A 19,508-nucleotide genomic window follows, 5' to 3' on the forward strand; every position below is an offset into this window, starting at 1 on the left:
GCGTGGCGCCGACGTCCCGCTCGAACCGCCGGGACGGCCGTGCTCGGCGCGGCCTGGCCGCGGGCGACGCCCAGCAGCGACCGGCCGCGCTCGACGACCTGGCCGACCTGCTGCTGCAGGTCCTGGGTGGCCGGCTGGCTACGGACGCGGGAGACCAGGCCCTCACCGCGGCCGACCAGCTGCTGGTAGTCGCGCTGGGCGCGGGCCACGCCGGCATCCAGCCGGCCGCGGGCCTGCTCCGGCGCGGACTCGGGGTGGCGGGAGAGCCGCAGCAGCTCCTCACCGGTGGCGCGGGCGCGCTCGACGACCATGTCGGTCAGGCCGACGGCGGCGTACCAGGGCGCCGGGCCGCCGAGGCGGCGCCCGGCCTCACCGGTCAGCTGGCCGGCCTGCCGGGTCAGATCGGTGCCGAGGTGCTCGGCGCGCTTGCGCAGGCTGCTGATCATGGCTGTCCTCCTAGGACGAGGGGGTGGTTCGAGAGCTCTCGGTCGGGTGAGCGGGGTCCGCGGCGACGGCGGTGCGGTCGGGGCCGTCACCGTCCTCGTGGTCGCCGACGAACGACTGGTACACGTCCAGCAGCACCCGCCGCTGCCGGTCGGTGAGCCGCGGGTCGGCCAGGATCGCCAGCGTGACGTCGTGCGGCCTGGTGCCCGCGTGGTTGCCGGGATCCTCCTCGAGGATCCCGGCGCGCACGTACAGCTGCTCGGCCGAGATCCGCAGCCCCTTGGCGATCTGCTGCAGGATGTCGGCGCTCGGTCGCCGCAGACCGCGCTCGATCTGCGACAAGTACGGGTTGCTGATCCCTGCTGCCTGCGCCGCCTGGCGCAGCGACAGCTGGGCCGCCTCGCGCTGCTCGCGCAGGTAGCGGCCCAGGTCCGGCACGGGAAGCTTGCTCACGCCCCCAGTGTGCTTGCATCTGCTAGCGGCTGGCAAATCCCGCTAGCGCCGGCGGTGAACAACTCAGCACTCACGCGCGTTGCTCACGCCTGCTGGCCGCTACCGCGTGACCAACTCAACACTCACCCGTGCTGCTCACCCAGGGCACCTCAGCGGCCGGCGACCTGAAGCAGCTCGCGCGCGTCGGTGGTGCTCATCGGCGGTCGCTGCAGCAACCTGGCCAGCTCCGCGGCACGGGAGACCAGCTCGGCGTTGTGCTGCACCGGGCGCCGACGAGCGAGCATCAGGTTGTCCTCCATGCCGACGCGCAGGTGACCGCCTGCGGCGAGCGCAGCCGCGGCGATCGGCAGGTGGGTGCGGCCGATACCGGTGGCCGACCAGCTGGTGACTTCCTCCGGCAGCGCCGCGACCCCGGCGAGCAGCGCCTGCGGTGTGCCTGGCATGCCGCCGGGCACGCCGGTGACGAAGTCGACGTGGACGCGCCCGCCGTAGGGCAGCCCGTGCTCGTCCAGCAGCCGCCGCAGCGAGGCGACGTGCCCGAGGTCGAACAGCTCGAACTCCGGCACCACCTGCCGCTCGCGCGCCTCCCGGTAGAGCCGGCTCATGAACGGGTAGGGGTTGAGGAACACCTCGTCACCGAAGTTCACCGACCCGCAGGTCAGGCTGCAGGAGTCCGGCTCGGCCTCCAGCACCCGCAGCCGGTCCTCGAGCGGGTCGTGCACCGAGCCGCCCGTCGACAGCTGCACGACCAGGTCGGTGGCCTCCCGCAGCGCGGCCACGGTCTCGCGCAGCAGGCCGAGGTCCAGCGTCGGTCGGTGCCCGCGTCCGGGGTCGCGGAGGTGCACGTGGATGAGGGCGGCGCCGGCCTGCTCACAGCGCCGGGCGGTCTCGACCAGCTCCTCCAGCGTGGTCGGCAGCTGCGGGAAGTCCGCCTTGGCCGTCTCCGCCCCGGTGGGGGCGACGGTGATCAGGGTGGTGCCGGGGTCGTGGGATGCAGGTGCCATGGGGGCATCCTGCCAACCCCGTCAGGGCGCGACGACGACCGTCTGCGCGGCGCTGACGGTGCCGGAGACCAGCTCGGCCACCGGGTCGGTGCCGCGCTTGATGACGGCGAGCGCGACCGGCCCGTCCTCGTAGTGGCGGGCGACGGTGGTCAGCCGGCCCACCACCTTCTCGCCCAGCAGCAGCTCGTCACCGGCCTCCGGCAGCGTGTGCCCGGAGCCGTCCAGGTGCAGGAACACCAGCCGCCGCGGCGGGCGACCCAGGTTGTGCACCTTGGCGACCGTCTCCTGCCCGCGGTAGCAGCCCTTGTGCAGGTGCACCGCGGTGCGCAGCCAGTCCAGCTCGTGCGGGATGCTGCGCTCGTCGGTCTCCGCGCCGGCGCGCGGACGCCAGGCCAGCACCCGCAGCGCCTCGGCCGCCCAGCTCCCGGCGAGCGGGCGCTCCCCCACGAACCCCTCGAGCCGCTCCCGGGGGACGAACACCTCCCGCCAGGCGCGGTCCCGCCCCGGGTGCTCCTGCTCCGGCCCGTAGGCGACGGTGTCGCCCACCAGCGCCGGCCACCGGTCCACCCAGGCGAGCGGCTCGCCGGGGGCGGACTCCGCGGCGAGCGGCTCCCCCACGGTGGCGTAGTCACCGGTGCGGTCGGCCACCTCCACCCGCAGCATGAACCGCATCGAGTCCAGCCACGCCGCCACCGAGGGCGCGGCGCCGGGCTCGGTGCCCAGCCAGGTGGTCTCCCCGTCGTCCACGACCCGCAGCGCGTGCTCGATGCGGCCCCGGGGGGTGAGGATCAGCGTCTCGGTCGACCGCCGCGGCGGCAGGTCGGTCAGCTGCTGGCTGGTCAGCGAGTGCAGCCACGACAGCCGGTCCGGGCCGGTGACGGTCACCACGCCGCGGTGGGAGAGGTCGACGCAGGCCAGCCCCTCGGCGAGCACCCGCTGCTCGCGGTGCGGGTTGCCGTAGTGGGCCGCGACGCCGGCGTCCAGCCCGTGCCCGGCCACGGCGCCGGGCCGCGACAGCAGCGGGCTGGCCGGCGGCCTCGTGGCCGCCGGGCCGGTCGCCTCCTCCGCGGCGGTCGGGTCGTCGGTGCGGTGGGTCGGGGTCGGGTCGGCGGTCATCGGTCCTCTCCTCCCGGGGCGGTGGCGCCGGCGCAGCGCCGGCAGCGGCCGTGGATGGCCATGTGGGTCACGTCCGCAACAAAGCCGTGCTCGCGCAGAAGATTCCCGGCGAGCTCCCCGGCCGAGGCCGGCTGGGCCTCGGTGACCGAGCCGCACCGGCTGCAGACCAGGTGCAGGTGGTCGCCGTGGTCGACCAGGTGGTAGCTGGGCGGCCCGTGGTCCAGGTGGCTGTGGGTGACCACGCCGGCCTCGGTGAGCGCCTCCAGGTTGCGGTAGACCGTGGACAGCGCGATCGGGGCGCTCCCGTCCCGCGCCAGGGCCGAGGCCAGCTGGTCCGGGGTGGCGTGGCCCAGCCGGCCCAGCGCGCGCAGCACCCGCCGCCGGGGACCGGTCACGCGGTACCCCTGCCGGCGCAGCTGCTCCTCCGGGGTGCTCATCACCGCCACCGTAGCGGCGTCGGCTCCGGCCCTGGTGCGGCGGCTACACTCCGGCCATGCCGCGACGGGCCAACCCAGACTTCGCCGACGACACGGACTTCTTCGACGCCGGCACCGCGGACGGCGACCGGCCGCGTCGGCGCCGCCGGCGCACCGGCCTGCGGGTCCTCGTCGTCGGCCTGGTCACCCTCGCGTTGCTCGCGGTCGGCACGGTCGCGGCCTACGTCGCCTTCCTGCAGCACACCGTCTCGGAGAACGTCAGCCACGAGGACCTGCTGGCCGACGCCCCCATCACCGCCGAGGACGGCACCGTGGTCACCCCCTCGGCGCCGCCGCGGCCGGCCGAGGCCGGTGACGCCCGCAACTTCCTCATCCTCGGCAGTGACAGCCGCGACGTCGAGAGCGAGCGGGGGCGCTCCGACGTGATCGTGCTGGCCCACATCTCCGACGACCGGGAGAGCGTGCACCTGGTGCACTTCCCGCGGGACTACTTCGTGGAGATCCCCGGTCACAGCAACAAGAACAAGATCAACGCCGCCTACGCCTTCGGCGGCGCGCCGCTGCTGGTGGAGACGCTGCAGCCGCTGATCGGCGTGCCGATCGACCACGTCGCCATCACCGACTTCGAGTCCTTCCAGGCGATGACCGACGCGATCGGCGGCGTCGACGTCGAGGTCAGGCACGCGAGCCCGGGCTTCCCCGAGGGGAGCATGCACATGGACGGCGAGACCGGGCTGGAGTTCGTGCGCGAGCGCAAGAGCCTGCCGCAGGGCGACATCTCCCGCGGCGAGCGGCAGCTGGCCTTCATCCAGGCGGTGCTGCTCAAGGGTCTCTCCCGCGACACCGTGACCAACCCGGCCCGGCTGGCGCGGGTCGTGGACGCCGCGACCCAGAACCTCGTCGTCGACGAGAACCTGGAGGTGTCGCAGATGCGGGACCTGGCCTTCCAGATGCGGGGGGTGCGCGGCAACGACATCGAGTTCGTCACCGCGCCCTGGCAGGGGCTGGGGACCGACCCGGTCGCCGGGTCGGTCGTGGTGCCGCACGAGGAGCAGCTGCAGGTACTCGCCGAGCACCTGCAGACCGACACCATGGCGGACTACACCGACGAGGTGTCCCCGCGGGAGGGTTTCGGCGGCTGAGCCGTCACCCGACGCGCTTGAGCTCGGCCGAGACGTGGCTGGCCATCTGCTGGCCGGCCGCGGCCATGTCCATCGCCCACATCAGGCTGGAGTTGACGTAGCCGTAGAGCCGGTGGGCGGAGTTGTACTCCTTGGCCTGTGGGCTGCGCAGGACTCCGTCGGTGCGCACCTCGATCTTGGCGGGGCTGGTGGTGCCGTAGTAGAGCTCGACGATCCCGGTGGGGTGGGCCAGCACCAGCTCGACCTCGTCGTTCGGCAGCGGACGCCAGAACCCCAGCTCGGTCGCCAGCGGCTTGACCTGGTTGCCGCTGTCGTCGAGCAGCCAGCTCTGCGAGCGCCAGGTGAGGAACGGCCGGCCGTCGTGGGTGACCTCCACCTCCTGGCCGAAGTTGGCCGAGTCGATGGTGGGGTAGCCCACGACCCCGGCCCCCTCCCAGCGGCCGATCAGCCAGGCCAGGGGGGCCAGTTCGCGCGGTAGGTCAGCGTCGAGATGGAACGGCACCCCGCCATGGTAGGCGCCCCATCCGCCGGGGTCGGGACGGTGGGAGGTCACAGCGAGGGCAGCACCTGGGGTAGCAGCAGGTGCGCCACCGGGTAGGTCACCGCGCCCGGGGCGAGGGTGGAGGCGACGACCGCGACCAGCCGCGGCCGGGCGTGTGCCATCGTCGGCAGCACCGCCAGCACCACCCGCACCGCGTGGCCCACGACCGCGGCGGCCACGCCGAGCAGCAGGGCCGTGCTCGGGGGCACCCCGATACCCGCCGGGGTGGTGACCAGGACCGCGGTGGCTCCCCCGGCGAGCATGCCGGCCGGGACCAGCCACGGCCGCAGCGAGGGCCACCGACCGGCGACGTCCACCAGGGCCGACACGGCGCTCGCCGCCAGCGCCGCCGCCACCAGCGCCGGGCCCGGGTCGCGGTGGGCGACCGGCACCAGCAGCGCACCGCAGCCGATGACGGCCAGCCCCATCGTCACGCCGGTGAGGGACTCGACCAGCCGGGGCCGCCCGTCCCGGCGCAGCAGCTGGTGGAACAGCGCGGCTAGCACCGCCACGCTCAGTGCCGCCGGCAGCCAGGTGACACCGGGGTCGCCGGGACGGGCGCCGGTGGCCACGGTGGTCACGACGGCTCCGACCGCGAGCACCACCGCCGTGCCGCGGGGACTCGGCAGCGCCAGCGCGCCGGCCCACCCCCACGCCAGCGCCAGGCCTGCCAGCGCGACCACGGACGCCAGCAGCGCCGGCCCCACCCAGGCCGCGAGCGACAGCACGCCGGTGAGGACCAGCACGCCCGCCGCGACCTGGACCGACGGCGTCCGGAGCGTGCCGCCGGCGGGCGGGCGGAGGCGGGGCGCGGCGGACACGCCAGTCATCGTGTCATCACCCGCCGGCGAACGGCGGGAGCACCTCCACGGTCGGGTGGCCGGCGTCACCGAGCTCGGCGACCTCCGCGACGCTGGTCTCCGGGGTGACGCGGTGGCCGTCGACCAGCAGCGAGGAGACCGGCAGCACCCGCGCCAGCGCGGGGTGGGCCCGTTCGGCCGCCGCGAGGGCGTCGGCGACGGTGCGGGCGGGGTGACGTTCCTGGTCACAGCCGGCCGCCGCGCGGGCGGCGGCCCAGTAGCGCAGGCCGAGGTCAGACATGCGGCCATTATCCTGATCCGGTGGCCGACCTCGCCCTGCTGACCGGACGAGGGGGGGACCACGCCCTGGGGGAGGTGCTTCCCGCGCTGGACCTGCTGCCGCACCGGGTGCGGGTGCTGACGCCCGACCCGGCCGCGCTGCTGCGCGGGCCCGACCCCGACCTGGTGCTCGTGGACGCCACCGCCGACCTCGCCGGCGCCCGCTCCACCGTCCGCACGCTGGCCGCGATGGAGCTGTCCTGCCCGGTTCTCGCGGTCTTCGCCGAGGGCGGGCTGGCCGTCCTGGACGCGCAGTGGCCGCTGCAGGACCTGCTGCTGCACGGCGCCGGCCCCGCCGAGGTCGAGGCCCGGCTGCGGCTGGCGATCGCCCGTGGGGTGGCGGCCGGCGCCGAGGCCGGCGCCTCCCGGGAGCGCGGGCCGCTGCGCGTCGCCGACGTCGTCGTCGACGAGGACAGCTGGATCGTGCGCGCCGGTGGAGAGCCGCTCGACCTGACCTTCAAGGAGTTCGAGCTGCTGCGCTACCTGCTGCTGCACGCCGGTCGGGTGGTGACCCGGGAGCAGCTGCTGCAGGAGGTCTGGGGCGTGGACTACTACGGGGGCACCCGCACCGTCGACGTCCACGTCCGGCGGCTGCGGGCCAAGCTGGGCTCGGAGCGCGAGTCCCTCATCAGCACCATCCGCCACGTCGGTTACCGGTTCGCCGCCCATCCCGGCGGTGAGAACGGTGACGTGGTGCAATAGCCCAATGGCGGAGCCGCAGGACCAGGACAGCCAGCCACTCGTGCTGGAGCCGCGCGAGCATCTCGAGCCGCGGCCATCGGCCGAGGTGATGGCGCTGGCGGTACGGGCCACGACGCACGACGGCATCCGGCCGCTGTCGGAGCAGACCGTCCTCAACCTGCGCCGGCTGGCCGAGGCGCCGGGGGAGACGGCCTCGACGCACCTGGTGGTCGAGGAGAGCCCCGGGGTGATCGACAGCCACGTGCTGGGGTACGCCCACGTCGAGCGCACCGAGCCACCGTCGGCCGAGATCGTGGTCGACCCCTCCCACCGGCGCCAGGGGATCGGCGGCGCGCTGGTGCGCTCGGTCCTGGAGCACTTCCCCGACGCCCGGCTCTGGGCGCACGGCAACCTGCCCGCCGCGCAGGGGCTGGCCCGCGCGCACGGGCTCACGGTGGTGCGGGAGCTGTGGCAGATGGCCCGGCCACTGGCCGGCGAGTGGTCCGAGCTGCCCGAGGTCGAGCTGCCGGAGGGGTTCAGCTCCCGTGCCTTCGAGGTGGGCCGCGACGAGCAGGCCTGGCTGCAGGTCAACGCCCGGGCCTTCGCCGACCACCCCGAGCAGGGCCGCACCACCGCTGTCGACCTGGCCGAGCGGATGGCCGAGCCGTGGTTCGACCCCTCCGGCTTCCTGCTCATCGAGGACCAGCACGTGCCCGAGGGCCAGCCTGCCCGGCTCGCGGCGTTCCACTGGACCAAGATCGAGCCGGCCCAGCCCGGCCACAGCACCGCGCCCGACGGCGAGGTGTACGTCGTGGGGGTGGACCCCGACTACCAGGGACGCGGCCTGGGCCGGGCCGTCACCGTGCTGGGGCTGCGCCACCTGCTGGCGTGCGGCATGGAGCGCGCCGTCCTCTACGTCGACGGCGACAACGCCGCGGCCATCGCCACCTACCACCGGCTCGGGTTCGAGCGCACCTCCGTCGACGTCCAGTACGCCGACCCCCAGCACGCCCCCGGCCGGCGGTGACGGGCAGCTGACGGTCCGGTGACGGCCGGGTGACTCGGCCGCTACGCCATGCTGCCGGCGCGGCACCGGTGGCAAGATGACGACATGACCTCCAGCGAGCCGACCGTGCCGGTGCCCGAGCTGGTCGAGACCACCGCCGTGGTGCCGTTGCCCGCGATCCGGGCCAACCGCCCGCGCGCGGCCAACGGCCGCTTCGTCAGCGTCGCGACCACCGCCACCGAGGACGGCGAGGACGGCGCCGTCGCGCCGCTGCCGGAGGACCGGTTCCTGGACCGGGAGGTCTCCTGGCTGCAGTTCAACGAGCGGGTGCTGCAGCTGGCGGCCGACCCGCGCACGCCGCTGCTGGAGCGGGCCCGGTTCCTGGCGATCTTCGCCGGGAACCTGGACGAGTTCTTCATGGTGCGCGTCGCCGGGCTGAAGCGTCGGATCGCCACCGGCATCGCCACCCGGTCGGCGTCCGGGCTGGAGCCGCGGGAGGTGCTGGAGGAGATCTCGGTCGGGGCGCACCGGCTGATGTCGCGCCACGCCGAGCTGTTCACCGACTCCGTCGCACCGGCCCTCGCCGAGGAGGGCATCACGATCGCGCAGTGGGACGACCTCGCCGAGGACGAGCAGTCCCGGCTGGGGGAGATGTTCCGCGACACCGTCTACCCGGTGCTGACGCCGCTGGCGGTCGACCCGGCCCACCCGTTCCCCTACATCAGCGGGCTCTCGCTCAACCTGGCGGTCATCCTCATCAACCCGCAGACCAGGAACGAGCACTTCGCCCGCGTCAAGGTGCCGCCGCTGCTGCCGCGGTTCATCCGCATCCCCACCGACGACGACCTCTACACCGCCCGGTTCGTGCTGCTGGAGCAGGTCATCGCGGCCCACCTGGACCAGCTGTTCCCTGGGATGGAGGTGCACGAGACGTTCACCTTCCGGGTCACCCGCAACGAGGACCTGGAGGTCGAGGAGGACGACGCCGAGAACCTGCTCACCGCGCTGGAGAAGGAGCTCACCCGGCGCCGGTTCGGCCCGCCGGTGCGGCTGGAGGTCGTCCGGGACATGGACGACCACGTGCTGGAGCTGCTGACCCGCGAGCTGGGGGTGCACCACTCGGAGGTCTACCGGCTGCCCTCGCCGCTGGACCTCAGCTCGCTGCACACCGTCGCCGACCTGGACCGCACCGAGCTGCGCTACCCCAACTTCGTGCCCAAGACCCACCCCGACCTGGCGCCGGTCGAGCGCTCCCGCCCCAGCGACGTGCTGGGCGCGATGCGCCGGCGGGACGTGCTGGTGCACCACCCCTACGACTCGTTCTCCACCTCGGTGCAGGCCTTCATCGAGCAGGCGGCGGCGGACCCGCAGGTGCTGGCCATCAAGCAGACGCTCTACCGCACCAGCGGTGACAGCCCGATCATCGACGCCCTCATCGACGCCGCCGAGGACGGCAAGCAGGTGCTTGCCGTCGTCGAGATCAAGGCCCGGTTCGACGAGGAGAACAACATCACCTGGGCCCGCAAGCTGGAGCAGGCCGGTGTCCATGTGGTCTACGGGATGGTCGGGCTGAAGACGCACGCCAAGCTGGCGCTGGTGGTGCGCGAGGAGTCCGGGGGGCTGCGCCGCTACTGCCACGTCGGCACCGGCAACTACAACCCCAAGACGGCCCGCCTCTACGAGGACCTGGGGCTGTTGACCTGTGACGACGCGGTCGGTGAGGACCTGTCCCGGCTGTTCAACCAGCTGTCCGGCATGGCCCCGAAGGCCACCTTCAAGCGGCTGCTGGTCGCACCGCGCTCGGTCCGCGACGAGCTGGTAGCGCTCATCGACGAGCAGGCCGAGCGGGGCAGCGACGGCGTCGTGCAGATGAAGGTCAACTCCGTGGTGGACGAGCAGGTGGTCGACGCCCTGTACCGGGCCAGCCGGGCCGGGGTGCAGGTCGACCTGTGGGTGCGCGGCATCTGCGCGGTACGGCCCGGCGTGCCGGGGCTGTCGGAGACCATCCGGGTGCGCTCGGTGCTCGGGCGGTTCCTGGAGCACTCGCGCATCTTCGCCTTCGGCAGCGGCGCCAAGACGGTGGTCTACATCGGCTCAGCCGACATGATGCACCGCAACCTGGACCGGCGCGTGGAGGCGCTGGTGCCGGTGACCGAGCGGGAGCAGGTGCGCCACCTGACCAGCCTGATCGACCGGGCGATGAGCGACGAGGTCGGCAGCTGGCACCTCGACCGGGAGGGTCGGTGGACCCGGCACCACGTCGGTGAGGACGGTCAGACCCTGGTCGATTTGCAGGCCGAGCTCATCGAGCACTACTCCTCCCGCCGGTCCCGCCCCCGCCGCTGACCTGATGGCCTCGAGCACGCTGCCGCTGGTGCGCGCCGCGGGGGTGGTCCCCTGGCGGTGGCACGGCAACGACCTGCAGGTCCTGCTGGTGCACCGGCCGCGCTACGACGACTGGTCCTGGCCGAAGGGCAAGCTGGACCCCGGTGAGGACTGGGCCGCGGCCGCGGCCCGGGAGGCCTGGGAGGAGACGGGGCTGCGGGTCCGGCTCGGGCCCAGCCTGCCGCCGTCCCACTACGTCATCTCCCGCAACGGCTCCGGCTCGGCCCACAAGCACGTGCGGTACTGGGCCGGGGAGGTGGTGGCCGGCCACGGCCGGCTGGAGCACGAGGTCGACCAGGTCCGCTGGCTGGACGTCGACGCTGCCGGTGGCCGGTTGAGCTACGAGCGGGACCGGGAGCAGTTGAAGGCCCTGGTCACCCACCACGGGGCGGGATCACTCGCTGGGTGGCCGCTGCTGCTCGTGCGGCACGCGCGGGCGCTCCCCCGCGGCGGCTGGAGGCGCGCCGACGCCAAGCGGCCGCTGGACAAGGTCGGCGAGCGCCGCGCGGCGCGCCTGGTCGACCTGCTCGAGGGCAGCCGCCCGGTGCGGCTGCTCAGCTCCTCCTCGCTGCGCTGCACCGCGACCCTCGAGCCGTACGCGCAGCACGCCGGCCTGCCGGTCGAGACCAAGAAGAGCCTCTCCGAGGAGGGCCACCGCTCGCACCCGGACCGCTCCCGGAACCTGCTGGCCAAGCTGCTGCGCCGCGCCGAACCGGTGGCGCTGTGCACCCACGGCCCGGTCCTGCCGCCGCTGTGCCGGGACCTGCAGCACCGCACTGAGGACCCCGCGGCCCGCCGGCTCCTCGGCCGGCTGGCCGACGGCAACCTGGACAAGGGCGAGGTGCTGGTCTGCTGGGTCGTCGGGTCCGGCCCGGACAGCCGGGTCATCGAGGTCGAGCGGCACCGCCCGCCACGGTAGCGGCCCGGGCGGCCGCTACCCCCGGCCGACCAGCCGCGTCCCGGCGCCCGGGCGGCGGGAGCACCCGGCTCAGCCGAAGCGGCCGGAGATGTAGTCCTCGGTGGCCTTCTTCCCGGGGTTGTTGAAGATCCGCTGGGTGTCGTCCATCTCCACCAGGTGTCCGGGCTTGCCGGTGGCCTCCAGGTTGAAGAACCCGGTGCGGTCGGAGACCCGCGCCGCCTGCTGCATGTTGTGGGTCACGATGACGACGGTGTAGTCGCTCTTGAGCTCGTGGATGAGGTCCTCGACGGCTAGCGTCGAGATCGGGTCCAGGGCGGAGCAGGGCTCGTCCATGAGGATGACCTCCGGCTGCACCGCGATGGCCCGGGCGATGCAGAGCCGCTGCTGCTGGCCGCCGGACAGGCCGGACCCGGGGCGGTCCAGCCGGTCCTTGACCTCGCTCCACAGGTTGGCTCCCCGCAGCGCCCGCTCGCAGAGCTCGTCGGCGGTGCTGCTGGACATCCGCTTGCTGTTGAGCCGCAGCCCGGCGAGCACGTTCTCCTTGATGGACATGGTCGGGAACGGGTTGGGCCGCTGGAACACCATGCCGACCTCGCGGCGCACGTCCACCGGGTCGACGTCGCGGCTGTAGAGGTTGCGGCCGTCCATGAGCACGTCCCCCTCGACGCGGCCGCCCGGGACCACCTCGTGCATCCGGTTCAGGGTGCGCAGGAACGTCGACTTGCCGCACCCGGAGGGCCCGATGAACGCGGTGACCGACTTCGGTTCGATCACCATCGAGACGTCCTTCACGGCGTGGAAGCTGCCGTAGTAGATGTTCAGGTCGTTGATGTCGATGCGCTTGGACATGGTGATCCCCTGGGTCAGCGCTTCGTCGGGGCGAAGAAGCGCGCGATGAGGCGGGCGGACAGGTTGAGGGCGACGACGACGAGCACCAGCAGCAGGGCGGCCGCCCAGGCGCGCTCGATGCTCGGGTCGCGGTAGGCGGGGCTGAGCGGCTTGGTGAACATGTAGTAGGCGTAGACCGCCAGCGTGTTCATCGGGCCCTCGAGCAGGTTGGTGTTCAGCGCCCGGGCGTAGCCGACGGCGACCAGCAGCGGCGCGGTCTCCCCGATGACGCGGGCGATCGCCAGCGTGACGCCGGAGGCCAGCCCGGAGGCGGCCGTGGGCAGTACTACCCGCACGATGGTGCGCCACTTGGGCACCCCGAGCGCCAGCGACGCCTCCCGCAGCTCGTTGGGCACGATCCGCAGCATCTCCTCGCTGTTGCGCACCACGGTCGGGATCATCAGCACCGACAGCGCGACCGCACCGGCCATGCCGTCCTTGGTGCCGATCCCGAAGACCACCGCCCACAGCGCGAACGCGAACAGGCCGGCCACGATCGAGGGGATGCCGGTCATCACGTCGACGAAGAACCGGATGACGTGCGCCAGCCGGCTACGACCGGCGTACTCCACCAGGTAGATCGCGGTGAGCAGGCCGACCGGCACCGAGATCAGGGTCGCGGCACCGGTGATGAGCAGGGTGCCCACGATGGCGTGGTACGCGCCGCCGATGAACAGCTGCCCCTGCTGCTGGGTCGCCTGGTCGTGCAGGCCGGTGACGCCGTTCATCGTCTGCAGCAGGAAGTCGGGGTTGACCACCCGCGCCCCACCCAGGGTGACCACGGTCCACAGCAGCGAGCACAGCGGCAGCAGCGCGACTACGAACGCTCCGTACAGCAGCCCCCGCATCAGCCGGTCCGTGGCGACCCGGGCACCGGCGGCGACCCGGAACCCGACATAGGTCAGCGCGAGGTAGAGCAGGAACGCCCCGGTGACGGCCAGCCCGAGGTGCAGGTCGAGGCCGAGCCAGAGCAGCAGCACCGTCGCGACCGCCACGGCACCCAGCACGGCACCGAGCCGCCGCGGGGCGGGCCGGACCGGCGCCGGCACCACACCGCGGACGTGGTCGATGCGGTGGTCCAGCCCTTCCTGGGTGTCCAGGCGGTGGAGGGTGGGCATCAGTTCGCTCCGGAGAAGTCGGCACGCCTGGCCACGACCCACCGGGCCAGCAGGTTGACGGCCAGCGTGATGAGGAACAGCACCAGACCGGCGCCGATCAGCTCGGACAGCCGCAGCCCGGAGGCCTCGGGGAAGTTGAGCGCGATCTCGGCCGGGATGGTCGAGTTCCCGCTGTCGATCAGCACCCAGGTGAAGACGCCCGGGGAGAGGATGATCGCCACCGCCATCGTCTCGCCGAGGGCGCGGCCGAGGCCGAGCATCGTCCCGCCGATGACGCCCGGCATGCCGAACGGCAGCACCGCGGTGCGGATCATCTCCCACTTGGTGGCGCCCAGGGCCAGCGCGGCCTCCTCGTGCAGCCGGGGCGTCTGCAGGAACACCTCCCGGCTGACCGAGGTGATGATCGGCAGGATCATCACGGCCAGCACCAGCGAGGCGGTCATCAGCGTGCGACCGGTGCTCGAGGCGCTGCCGAAGACCGGGATGAAGCCGAGGTTGGCCTCCAGCCACCGGTAGAGCGGGACCATCCGCGGCGCCAGCACCTGCCAGCCCCACATGCCGAACACCACGCTCGGCACGGCCGCGAGCAGGTCGACGACGAAACCGACGGAGGTGCCGACGCGACGGTGGGCGTAGTGGGAGATGAACAGCGCGATGCCCACCGCGACCGGGGTGGCCACCACCATCGCGATCACCGAGGCGATCACCGTCCCGGCGATCAGCGGCAGCACGTAGCGGCCGAAGCCGCCGGCGGTCAGCTCCTCGGGATCCGCGGTGAGCACCGGAGCGGCCTCGACGACGAGGAAGATCGCCACCCCCGCCAGGATCGCCAGGATGGTCAGGCCGGAGGCGAGGGCGGCACCGTGGAAGGTGATGTCGCCGGGACGGCGAACGGTGCGGCGGCGGCCCGGCCGGGCGCCGCGGTCGGAGGTCATCGACACGGCAGCCTCACCTCCCGCCCGTGACCAACTCGAGCGAGTTCAGCACCCGCTGCCGCAACCGGTCCGAGATGGGCGCTGACCCAGCGGCCTCCGCGGCGGTGGCCTGGCCCTCCTCGGAGGCGATGTAGCCGACGTAGTCCTGCACCAGCGTGGCCGTCTGCGGCTTCTCGTAGTGGTGACACACGATCAGGTAGGACACCAGCACGATCGGGTACGCGCCCGACTCGGTGGTGTCCCGCGCCAGGTCCAGCGCCAGGTCGCCCTTGACGCCGGTGTCGACGGGCTCCGAGGCGTCAACCACCCGGGCTGCCGCCTCGGGGGAGTAGGTGACGAACTCCTCACCGACCCCGATGGCGGCGGTCTGCAGCGTGCCGATGGCCGAGGCGTCGGCGTAGCCGATCGCGCCGGGCGTCGAGGAGACGACCTCGATCACGCCGGTGGTCTGTGCCGCAGCCTCGCCGCCCTCGACCGGCCAGGCGGCCCCGGGCTCGTGGGGCCAGGCATGCGGCGCCGCCGCGGTGAGGTACTCGAGGAAGTTCTCGGTGGTGCCGGACTCGTCGCTGCGGTTCACGGCGGTGATGGGCAGGTCGGGCAGCTGCTCGTCGGGATTGTCCTCGGCGATCGCGGGGTCGTCCCAGCGGCTGATCTCACGGTTGAAGATGCCCGCGAGCACGTCGGGCGTCAGCTGCAGCGACTCGACCCCGGGGAGGTTGTAGGGCACCGCGATCGGCGAGATGTAGACCGGCAGGTTCATCGCGCCCTTGGGCCCGCAGCTGTCCCGCACCTCCTGCCGCTCCTGCTGGTCCAGGTAGGCGTCGGAGCCGGCGAAGTCGGTGGCGCCGGCGATGATGTTCTCGCGCCCGCCGCCGGAGCCGATCGAGTCGTAGTGGACGGTGACGCCCGGCTGCCGACCCTGATATCCGGCGATCCAGGCGGTCTGCGCGGACTCCTGCGCGCTCGAGCCGGAGCCGGTCAGGGTGCCGGTGAGGTCTCCCCCGCCGCTGGCGGGGGCACCGACGTCACCGGGCTGCAGGCGCGCGGTGGGGTTGTCGTCACCGCAGGCCACGAGCGCCAGGCCGGCCAGCGCGGTGGTCACCGCTGCGCGCAGCGGTCGGGCTGGGAGCACGGGAGCGAACCTCTCGGACGCGGGTATGGGCACCGCCGGGACCGGCCGGCGGGGGCTTGCACGTCACTCGACGACCGTGCCCGGGCCGCCGCGGCCGGGCACGCGATGATCGGCCCCGACGCCCGGGGCCGACCTCGACGCTACGAGCGTTGTGTGACCCGTACGGTGCCCTTGGGTGAACATCAGGTGAACGCCCGGTGTCCCCCAGGTGCCGCCCACCGCCCCGGGAGGGCCCGTCCGACCGCACGCGACGAGCCCCCCGCGCCGGCGTCGGTGACGCCGGCCCGAGGGGCTGCGGTGAAGCTCGACGGTGCGCGCGAGCAGTAACGACGAAGAGGAAGAGGAAGGTCGCGTGCCGGGCCGGGAGCGCCTCACGGCGCGTGGCCGCTCGTAGCGGCTGATGTTGGGACCCGGGGCTGCCGCGGCCCGGCACGCGACCCCCAGCCTAACGGCGATCGTGCCCCCGCGTGTTCCCGGCCACGCCGGATGTGGACGACCCGGTGCGGCGGGGAGGGCTCAGAGCAGGTCCCCGCGGCGCCACATGCCGGCCGCGACCTGCAGGTCGCGGGCGGTGTCCTGCAGCCGCCCGGCCCGCCGGACCTGGTCGCTGGCGGTGTGCTCGTCGGCCGCCTCGGACCCGCCGAGGCCGACGGCCATCACGTGGCAGAAGGCCGCGGCCCGCTCCAGCGCCACCGCCAGGTCACCGGCGAAGACCCCGGTGAGGATCGCCTCGGTGAGCGCCCGCAGGTCGTGCGGCCGGGGCGGCTCGGCCACCCCGGTGATGACCCGGTACACGTCGGCGTGCCCGGCGCCGGCCGTGAACGCGCGGCTGACGTCCTCGGGCTGGCGCTGCACCCACTCGTGCAGCAGGTACAGCCGCCAGAGCACCCCCGGCAGGCTGCGCGCCGGGCGGTCGGCCCACAGCTCGGCCACCGTGGCCAGCCCCAGCTCCTGCACCAGGTCGACGAGGGTGGCGGTCAGCCGGGGGTCCTCGCTGGCTCGTCCGGCACCCACCAGCACGGCCGCGGTCCGGTGGGCGGCCTCGGTCACCTCGGCCGGGTCAGCGTCACTGGTCGGCAGCGCCATCTGCTGCGGGTCCAGCGGGGCCGGCTTGTGGAACCTTCTCATCGCGCTCCAGGGTAGGTGGCCCCGGGCAGCAGCACGACCGCGTCGCCGGGCAGCTCCACGCGGGTCCCCGCGGCCACCTCCTCGACGGTCACCTCGCCCCAGCGGGCGAGCGGCTCGGCACCCGGCGCGCACTGCTCGGCGTCGAGCGCGACCACGTGCCGGCCCGGGCCGATGTTGGCCACGACGGTCACCGGGCCGCGCTGCAGCACCAGCACCCCGCTCGCGGGGTCGTGCTGCGCCGCACCGACGGCCGGCGGGGTGGACCAGAGGCTGGGCTGCTCGCGGCGCAGCCGCAGCAGCGCGCGGTACCACCCCAACAGCCGGGCGTGGTCGCCCCGGGCGGGCTCGTCCCAGTCCAGCGTGGAGTGCTGCACGGTGGACGCGGCCTGCGGGTCGGGCACCTCGCCGCCCCAGCCGTGCTCGGCGAACTCCCGGGCCCGTCCTTCCCGGATCGCCTGGGCCAGCTCCGGCTCGTCGTGGTCGGTGAAGTACTGCCACGGCGTGCCGGCGCCCCACTCCTCGCCCATGAACAGCATCGGCGTCCAGGGCGAGGTCAGCAGCAGCGCGGCCCCGACCGCCGCCCGGTCCACGCCGGCCAGGTGCCCCAGCCGCTCGCCCGTCGCCCGGTTGCCCACCTGGTCGTGGGTCTGCAGCGAGGCCACGAACCGCCACCCGGGCGTCACCGCCGGGTCGACGGGCCGGCCGTGTCGCCGGCCCCGGAAGCTGGAGTAGGTCCCGTCGTGGAAGAACGGCGTCTCCCCCAGCGTGCGGGCCAGCGCGTCCTCGGCCGCGAAGTCAGCGTAGTAGCCCTGCGTCTCCCCGGTGAGCGCGACGTGCAGCGCGTGGTGCACGTCATCGGCCCACTGCCCGTGCAGCCCGAGGCCGCCGTCGCCGGCGGGGCGGCGCGGGGAGACGGTGCGTGGGTCGTTGCGGTCGGACTCGGCCACCAGCGACCGGGGCACGCCGGTGCGGGCGGTGATGTCGTCGGCCAGCGCGGCGAGCTCCTCCAACAGGTGCACCGCGCGGTCGTCGCGCAGGGCGTGCACCGCGTCCAGCCGCAACGCGTCGACGTGCAGCTCCTCCAGCCACATCCGGGCGTTGTCGAGCAGGTAGCGGCGTACCTCGTCGCTGCCGGGCGCGTCCAGGTTCACCGCTTCTCCCCACGGCGTGTGGTGGGTGCCGGTGAAGTAGGGCCCGAACTCCTGCAGGTAGTTGCCGCTCGGCCCGAGGTGGTTGTAGACGACGTCCAGGCAGACGCCGAGGCCGCGGGCGTGGCAGGCGTCGACCAGCCGCTGCAGCGCCTCCGGCCCGCCGTAGGGCTCGTGCACCGCGAACAGGCAGACGCCGTCGTAGCCCCAGCCGTGCCGGCCCGGGAACGCCGCCAGCGGCATCAGCTCCACCATCGTCACGCCCAGCTCGACCAGGTGGTCCAGCCGGTCGATGACCGCGTCGAGGCTGCCCTCGGGCGTGAAGGTCCCGACGTGCAGCTCGTAGACGACCGCGCCCTCCAGCGGGGCGCCGACCCACGCGCCATCGGTCCAGCCGAACCCCTCCAGGTCCACGAGCTGCGACGGCGCGTGGACGCCGTCGGGCTGGCGCCGCGAGCGCGGGTCCGGCCGTGCCGGGCCGCCGTCCAGGCTGAAGGCGTAGCGGCTGCCGGGCCCGGCCTCGGCCTCGGCCCGCCACCAGCCGTCGCCGACGGGGCTCATCGGCACCCGTTCCCCGGTGGCGGCGTCGCTGCCGGCGCCCAGCACCAGCTCCACCGTCTCCCGGGCGGGCGCCCACACCTCGAACGCGCGGCTCATCGGCCCGGCTCCGTCACGGACTCGACCCCGGCGGCGTCGGCGGTGTCGGCGGTGTCTTCGGTCTCGGCGACCAGCAGCGCCACCGGCATCCCCGAGCCCGGGAACAGCTGCTCCCGGTCGAGGGGGCCGCCGTCGGTGACCACCCGCCGACCGGTGAGCTCGTCGACCCAGTGGCCGGCCGGCAGCGTGTCCGCGTGGCCGCCGCCGGGGTCGTCCGTCCACGGCAGCCGCGCCACCGCCGCTACCGTCGGGGTCGCCTCGTCCGCCGGTGGCGGCGTGCGCAGCATCCCGAGCAGGCCCGGGGCCTGCACCGGCCGGTAGCCCGACCCGGGCCCGAAGGAGGCCGGGTGGCGGGCGCGCAGCCGCAGCGCGCGGCTGGTCAGCAGCAGCTTCTCGTCGTCCAGGTCGCCGGGCCGCTCGCCCTCGTCCAGCTGTGCCAGCCGCTGCCGGCGGACGGCGTAGTCGACCGGCCGGCGGTTGTCGGGGTCGACGAGGGAGTCGGTCACCAGCTCGCAGCCCTGGTAGACGTCGGGCACACCCGGCAGCATCAGCTGCAGCAGCTTCTGCGCCAGCACCAGCAGCCGGGCTGCCGGGCGGGTCGACTCGAGGGCACGCGCGACCGGCCGGCGCAGCGCGTGGTCCTCGAGCGCGGCGCGGGCCAGGCCGAGCACCCGGTCCTCGTAGTCGGGGTCCTGCTCGGTCCAGGTGGTGTGCTGCTTGGCCTCGCGGACCGCCTTGGTGAGGTAGTCGGTGAGCCGCTGGGTGTCGATGCCGTCGGTGCCCAGCACGGTCTGCCAGAGCAGGTGTGCGGTGGGCCCGTCCACGCCGTACTCGGCCGCGGCCGCGGCGAACACCTGGGTGCACTCCCGCCACGCGGCGCCGTCGGTGGCGGCCGCCAGGATCCGGGCCCGCACGTCCTCGCTGCGCTTGGTGTCGTGGGTGGACAGCGTGGTCATGCCACCCGGCCAGTGCTCGACCTGGTGGGCCGCCCAGCCGTGCAGCCGCTCGGTGCCCGGGTGCCGGCCGGTGGCCGGGTCGGCACCGACCTCGTTGAGGGCCACCAGCCGGTGCCACCGGTAGAAGGCGGTGTCCTCGATCCCCTTGGCCATCACCGGGCCGGTGGTCTGCTGGAACCGCACCGCCAGGTCGCGCGCCGCCACCGGGTCCGCACGCACCCCCTCGGGGTCCCGCAGCGCCGCGCCGAGCGCGGTGACGGCCGCCGGGTCGGCGGCGCC

Annotated in this window: 18 protein-coding genes and 2 pseudogenes; 5 read left to right on the forward strand and 15 right to left on the reverse strand. The window is 74.0% G+C overall.

Annotated elements, in window-relative coordinates:
* The 5 genes and pseudogenes from GFJ45_RS10180 to GFJ45_RS10200 form a co-directional block, all read right to left on the reverse strand.
* Positions 1–446, reverse strand: a pseudogene (locus tag GFJ45_RS10180) (hypothetical protein); the annotation flags it as partial.
* 10 nt (positions 447–456) lie between these two features.
* Entirely contained in the window at positions 457–897 is a 441-nt protein-coding gene (locus tag GFJ45_RS10185) for a helix-turn-helix domain-containing protein (RefSeq protein WP_153396811.1), read from the reverse strand.
* A gap of 149 nt (positions 898–1,046) precedes the next feature.
* Positions 1,047–1,901, reverse strand: a complete 855-nt coding sequence (locus tag GFJ45_RS10190) for a BKACE family enzyme (RefSeq protein ID WP_153396813.1) — start codon at positions 1,899–1,901, stop codon at positions 1,047–1,049.
* Between the two features lie 21 nt (positions 1,902–1,922).
* Positions 1,923–3,017 (reverse strand): CAF17-like 4Fe-4S cluster assembly/insertion protein YgfZ, encoded by a 1,095-nt coding sequence (gene ygfZ / locus GFJ45_RS10195; protein ID WP_153396815.1) that lies wholly within the window; start codon positions 3,015–3,017, stop codon positions 1,923–1,925.
* Positions 3,014–3,454, reverse strand: coding sequence for a Fur family transcriptional regulator (locus GFJ45_RS10200; protein ID WP_153396817.1), 441 nt, complete (start codon positions 3,452–3,454; stop codon positions 3,014–3,016). Before GFJ45_RS10200 ends, ygfZ begins: the two co-directional genes overlap by 4 nt.
* Before the next feature lie 56 nt (positions 3,455–3,510).
* Here GFJ45_RS10200 and GFJ45_RS10205 point away from each other — a divergent pair, with 56 nt between their 5' ends.
* Positions 3,511–4,596 carry an LCP family protein gene (locus tag GFJ45_RS10205; RefSeq protein ID WP_228386827.1) on the forward strand — a complete coding sequence of 362 codons (1,086 nt, stop codon included), beginning with the start codon at positions 3,511–3,513 and terminating at the stop codon, positions 4,594–4,596.
* 4 nt (positions 4,597–4,600) lie between these two features.
* Here the strand turns inward: GFJ45_RS10205 and GFJ45_RS10210 are convergent, their stop codons facing one another.
* From GFJ45_RS10210 to GFJ45_RS10220, 3 genes are read right to left on the reverse strand one after another with little or no spacing between them, the layout of a single operon-like run.
* Positions 4,601–5,098: an FABP family protein gene (locus tag GFJ45_RS10210; protein WP_153396819.1), complete on the reverse strand. Its 498-nt coding sequence runs from the start codon at positions 5,096–5,098 to the stop codon at positions 4,601–4,603.
* Between the two features lie 47 nt (positions 5,099–5,145).
* A complete protein-coding gene (locus GFJ45_RS10215; protein WP_153396821.1) occupies positions 5,146–5,958 on the reverse strand; it encodes a hypothetical protein in 813 nt (270 codons plus the stop codon).
* 16 nt (positions 5,959–5,974) lie between these two features.
* A complete protein-coding gene (locus GFJ45_RS10220) occupies positions 5,975–6,238 on the reverse strand; it encodes a MoaD/ThiS family protein (RefSeq protein ID WP_153396823.1) in 264 nt (87 codons plus the stop codon).
* 20 nt (positions 6,239–6,258) lie between these two features.
* Here GFJ45_RS10220 and GFJ45_RS10225 point away from each other — a divergent pair, with 20 nt between their 5' ends.
* From GFJ45_RS10225 to GFJ45_RS10240, 4 genes are all read left to right on the forward strand, one after another.
* Positions 6,259–6,978, forward strand: a complete 720-nt coding sequence (locus GFJ45_RS10225; RefSeq protein ID WP_153396825.1) for a winged helix-turn-helix transcriptional regulator — start codon at positions 6,259–6,261, stop codon at positions 6,976–6,978.
* A gap of 4 nt (positions 6,979–6,982) precedes the next feature.
* On the forward strand, positions 6,983–7,984 hold the full coding sequence (mshD, locus tag GFJ45_RS10230; protein ID WP_153396827.1) for a mycothiol synthase: 1,002 nt from the start codon (positions 6,983–6,985) through the stop codon (positions 7,982–7,984).
* 84 nt (positions 7,985–8,068) lie between these two features.
* Complete coding sequence (locus tag GFJ45_RS10235; protein WP_153396829.1) at positions 8,069–10,309, forward strand: RNA degradosome polyphosphate kinase; 2,241 nt, start codon at positions 8,069–8,071, stop codon at positions 10,307–10,309.
* 4 nt (positions 10,310–10,313) lie between these two features.
* Positions 10,314–11,267: an NUDIX hydrolase gene (locus tag GFJ45_RS10240; protein ID WP_153396831.1), complete on the forward strand. Its 954-nt coding sequence runs from the start codon at positions 10,314–10,316 to the stop codon at positions 11,265–11,267.
* A gap of 69 nt (positions 11,268–11,336) precedes the next feature.
* On the opposite strand, the gene pstB is transcribed toward GFJ45_RS10240, so the two are convergent.
* The 7 genes and pseudogenes from pstB to GFJ45_RS16360 all read right to left on the reverse strand — a co-directional run.
* Positions 11,337–12,116, reverse strand: a complete 780-nt coding sequence (gene pstB, locus GFJ45_RS10245) for a phosphate ABC transporter ATP-binding protein PstB (RefSeq protein ID WP_153396833.1) — start codon at positions 12,114–12,116, stop codon at positions 11,337–11,339.
* 14 nt (positions 12,117–12,130) lie between these two features.
* The gene (gene pstA / locus GFJ45_RS10250) at positions 12,131–13,273 is read right to left on the reverse strand and encodes a phosphate ABC transporter permease PstA (RefSeq protein ID WP_153396835.1); all 1,143 of its coding nucleotides are present in this window, start codon (positions 13,271–13,273) and stop codon (positions 12,131–12,133) included.
* The gene (pstC, locus tag GFJ45_RS10255; RefSeq protein WP_153396837.1) at positions 13,273–14,208 is read right to left on the reverse strand and encodes a phosphate ABC transporter permease subunit PstC; all 936 of its coding nucleotides are present in this window, start codon (positions 14,206–14,208) and stop codon (positions 13,273–13,275) included. Before pstC ends, pstA begins: the two co-directional genes overlap by 1 nt.
* Before the next feature lie 13 nt (positions 14,209–14,221).
* Positions 14,222–15,340: a phosphate ABC transporter substrate-binding protein PstS gene (gene pstS, locus GFJ45_RS10260; protein WP_228386829.1), complete on the reverse strand. Its 1,119-nt coding sequence runs from the start codon at positions 15,338–15,340 to the stop codon at positions 14,222–14,224.
* Between the two features lie 516 nt (positions 15,341–15,856).
* Complete coding sequence (locus GFJ45_RS10265; protein WP_153396839.1) at positions 15,857–16,468, reverse strand: hypothetical protein; 612 nt, start codon at positions 16,466–16,468, stop codon at positions 15,857–15,859.
* The gene (treZ, locus tag GFJ45_RS10270; RefSeq protein ID WP_153396841.1) at positions 16,465–18,273 is read right to left on the reverse strand and encodes a malto-oligosyltrehalose trehalohydrolase; all 1,809 of its coding nucleotides are present in this window, start codon (positions 18,271–18,273) and stop codon (positions 16,465–16,467) included. Before treZ ends, GFJ45_RS10265 begins: the two co-directional genes overlap by 4 nt.
* Positions 18,270–19,508 (reverse strand): annotated as a pseudogene (locus GFJ45_RS16360) (malto-oligosyltrehalose synthase); the annotation flags it as partial. The pseudogene GFJ45_RS16360 and the gene treZ, both read right to left, overlap by 4 nt.

The organism is Ornithinicoccus halotolerans (genome assembly GCF_009602535.1).
Lineage (GTDB): Bacteria > Actinomycetota > Actinomycetes > Actinomycetales > Dermatophilaceae > Ornithinicoccus > Ornithinicoccus halotolerans.